The 2,817-nt window shown below is 70.8% G+C and carries 2 protein-coding genes and 1 pseudogene; all 3 read left to right on the top strand.

The features are described 5' to 3' along the window. Nucleotides 1–17: 17 nt before the first annotated feature. Nucleotides 18–719, top strand: a complete 702-nt coding sequence (locus tag EF903_RS31255) for an SIMPL domain-containing protein (protein ID WP_125548345.1) — start codon at nt 18–20, stop codon at nt 717–719. Between the two features lie 169 nt (nt 720–888). Continuing rightward, complete coding sequence (gene pyk, locus EF903_RS31250) at nt 889–2,316, top strand: pyruvate kinase (protein ID WP_125548343.1); 1,428 nt, start codon at nt 889–891, stop codon at nt 2,314–2,316. A gap of 180 nt (nt 2,317–2,496) precedes the next feature. Further along, nucleotides 2,497–2,817 (top strand): annotated as a pseudogene (locus EF903_RS31245) (hypothetical protein); the annotation flags it as partial.

Raw genomic sequence — 2,817 nt, 5'->3', positions numbered from 1 at the left:
GTGCCACAGTGGAACCCATGACCACCGACACCCCGCACCAGCCCTACGGAACCCCCGACACCCCCCGCATCGCCGTCCGCGGTGAAGCACACCTCGAAGTCGACCCCGAAATCGCCCGCATCGGCATCACCGTCACCGCCCGCGGAACCGACCGCCGCACCGCACTCGACGACCTCACCCGCCGCAACACCGCCACCCTCGACCTCGTCAAGACCTACGGCGACGCCGTCGAGAAACTCGAAACCGGCGCCTTCTCCATCACCCCCGAACCCACCCGCCACGGCCGCGGCGAACGCATCCGCGCCTACCACGGCCGCGTCCACATCACCGCCGAACTCACCGACTTCACCGCCCTCGGCGAACTCACCACCCGTCTCGCCGACCTCGAACTCACCCGCGTCGACGGCCCCTGGTGGGCGCTGCGCCCGACCTCGCCCGCCCATGCCGAAGCCCGCCGCCAGGCCGTCCTCGACGCCGTCCAGCGCGCCCGTGAATACGCCGACGCGCTCGGATCCCGCCTCGCCGCCCTCGTCGAACTCGCCGACCTCGGCGCCGAGAACGCCGCCCCGATCGCCATGGCCGCCCCCGCCGGCACCATGCGCGCCATGGCCTTCGGCGCGGCCGAGGAGACCGCCCCGCCCCTCGACCTCGAACCCCAGCGCCAAACCGTCTACGCCCAGGTGAACGCCCGCTTCACGATGACCCCGCCGCGCCTCTGACGAACCCGCGGAGAACAGCCCGGAAAACCGTACGAAAACCCACCCCGGGGGTGCTCATCAGAGCACCCCCACGCACATTCAACAATTGTCAACAACCCTTCGCCCAGGCGTTGTTGGACGGACACCGGAAGCCCACTGCCTACCGCCGGGTAGGGCATACGCTCACCTCATGCGCCGAGCAAAAATCGTATGTACCCTGGGACCCGCCACCGACTCATACGACCAGATCAAAGACCTGGTCGAAGCCGGAATGGACATCGCCCGCCTCAACCTCAGCCACGGCACCTACGCCGAGCACGAGGAGCGCTACCAGCGCGTGCGCAAGGCCTCCGACGAGACCGGCCGCAGCGTCGGCATCCTCGCCGACCTTCAAGGCCCGAAGATCCGCCTCGGACGCTTCGCCGAAGGACCCGTACTCCTTGAACGCGGCGACACCTTCACCATCACCGTCGAGGACACCCCCGGCGACCGCCACACCTGCGGCACCACCTACAAGGGCCTCGCCGCCGACGTCACCCCCGGCGAGCGCATCCTCGTCGACGACGGCCGCGTCACCCTCGAAGTCACCGCCGTCGACGGCCCCCGCATCCGCACCCGCGTCATCGAAGGCGGCATGGTCTCCGACCACAAGGGACTCAACCTCCCCGGCGTCGCCGTCTCCGTCCCCGCCCTCTCCGACAAGGACATCGACGACCTCCGCTGGGCACTGCGCACCGGCGCCGACGTCATCGCCCTGTCCTTCGTCCGCACCGGCCGCGACATCGACGACGTCCACCGCGTCATGGACGAGGAAGGCCGCCGCCTCCCCGTCATCGCCAAAATCGAAAAGCCCCAAGCCGTCGAGAACATCGACGACATCGTGGCCGCCTTCGACGGCATCATGGTCGCCCGCGGCGACCTCGGCGTCGAAATGCCCCTGGAACAAGTCCCGATCGTCCAGAAGCGCGCCATCAAGCTCGCCAAGCGCAACGCCAAACCGGTCATCGTCGCCACGCAGATGCTCGACTCGATGATCGACAACAGCCGGCCCACACGAGCCGAGGCCTCCGACGTCGCCAACGCCGTCATCGACGGCACCGACGCCGTCATGCTCTCCGGCGAGACCAGCGTCGGCAAATACCCCGTCGACACCGTCAAGACGATGTCCCGCATCGTCGAAGCCGCCGAAGAGGACATCCTCGCCAAGGGCCTCCCCCCGCTCACCGAGCGCAGCAAGCCCCGCACCCAGGGCGGAGCCGTCGCCCGCGCGGCCGCCGAGATGGGCGACTTCCTCGGCGCCAAGTTCCTCGTCGCGTTCACCCAGAGCGGCGACACCGTCCGGCGCCTCTCCCGCTACCGCTCTCCCATCCCCCTCCTCGCCTTCACCCCCGACGCCGCCACCCGCTCCCAGCTCAACCTCACCTGGGGCGTCGAAACCTTCCTCGGCCCCCACGTCGACTCCACCGATGCGATGGTCGCCCAGGTCGAGGAGGAACTCCTCCGCATCGGCCGCTGCGCCCCCGGCGACACCGTCGTCATCACCGCCGGCTCGCCGCCCGGCGTCACCGGATCCACCAACCTCGTCCGCGTCCACCGCATCGGCGACGCCGTCCGCTGACGCGCACACCCCAGGCGCCCCGCACGCCCCCGCCACCACCCACGGCGGGGGCGCCCGCACATCCGCCGGCAACGATCCGCCACCACTGCGCCGGAACCGCTGCGCCGCCGCCCCGGCACCCGGCACAATCCCCGCGACGACCACGGAACACCCGGCTCTGCCCACCTCATGGAGAAGCCCGTGCCGCCGCAGGAAATCCCGCTCACCCTCACGCCCGAACAAGCCGCCACGGGCGCCTTCCTCAACCTCCCCCTCCGCGACGGCACCACCGCGCGCCTCTCACTGCCGCCCACCCGCCACGGCGACGTGGTCCACGGACGGATAGCGGGCCAGGAGGTCCTCTTCCGCATACAGGTGGCCGGCACCCCGCCGCCGGCCCGGAAGGGCAGCCCCCTCGGCTGCCTCCTCGCCCTCCTCGGCGCCGCCGGACTCATCGCCGGCATCGCGGCCCTCACCGACGACGACGCCGACACCACCGCCGGCAAACGCCCAGCCCCCACC

Origin of the sequence: Streptomyces sp. WAC05292, from assembly GCF_003949955.1 — a bacterium.
Taxonomy (GTDB): Bacteria; Actinomycetota; Actinomycetes; order Streptomycetales; family Streptomycetaceae; genus Streptomyces; species Streptomyces globosus.
The sequence above is the reverse complement of the archived record's forward strand: the minus strand, read 5'-3'. Positions and strand labels throughout refer to the sequence as shown.

Bases quoted from the DNA above. Each gene is read 5' to 3' on its own strand.
- EF903_RS31255 (WP_125548345.1), top strand. From the start codon at position 18: ATGACCACCGACACCCCGCACCAGCCCTACGGAACCCCCGACACCCCC.
- pyk (WP_125548343.1), top strand. From the start codon at position 889: ATGCGCCGAGCAAAAATCGTATGTACCCTGGGACCCGCCACCGACTCA.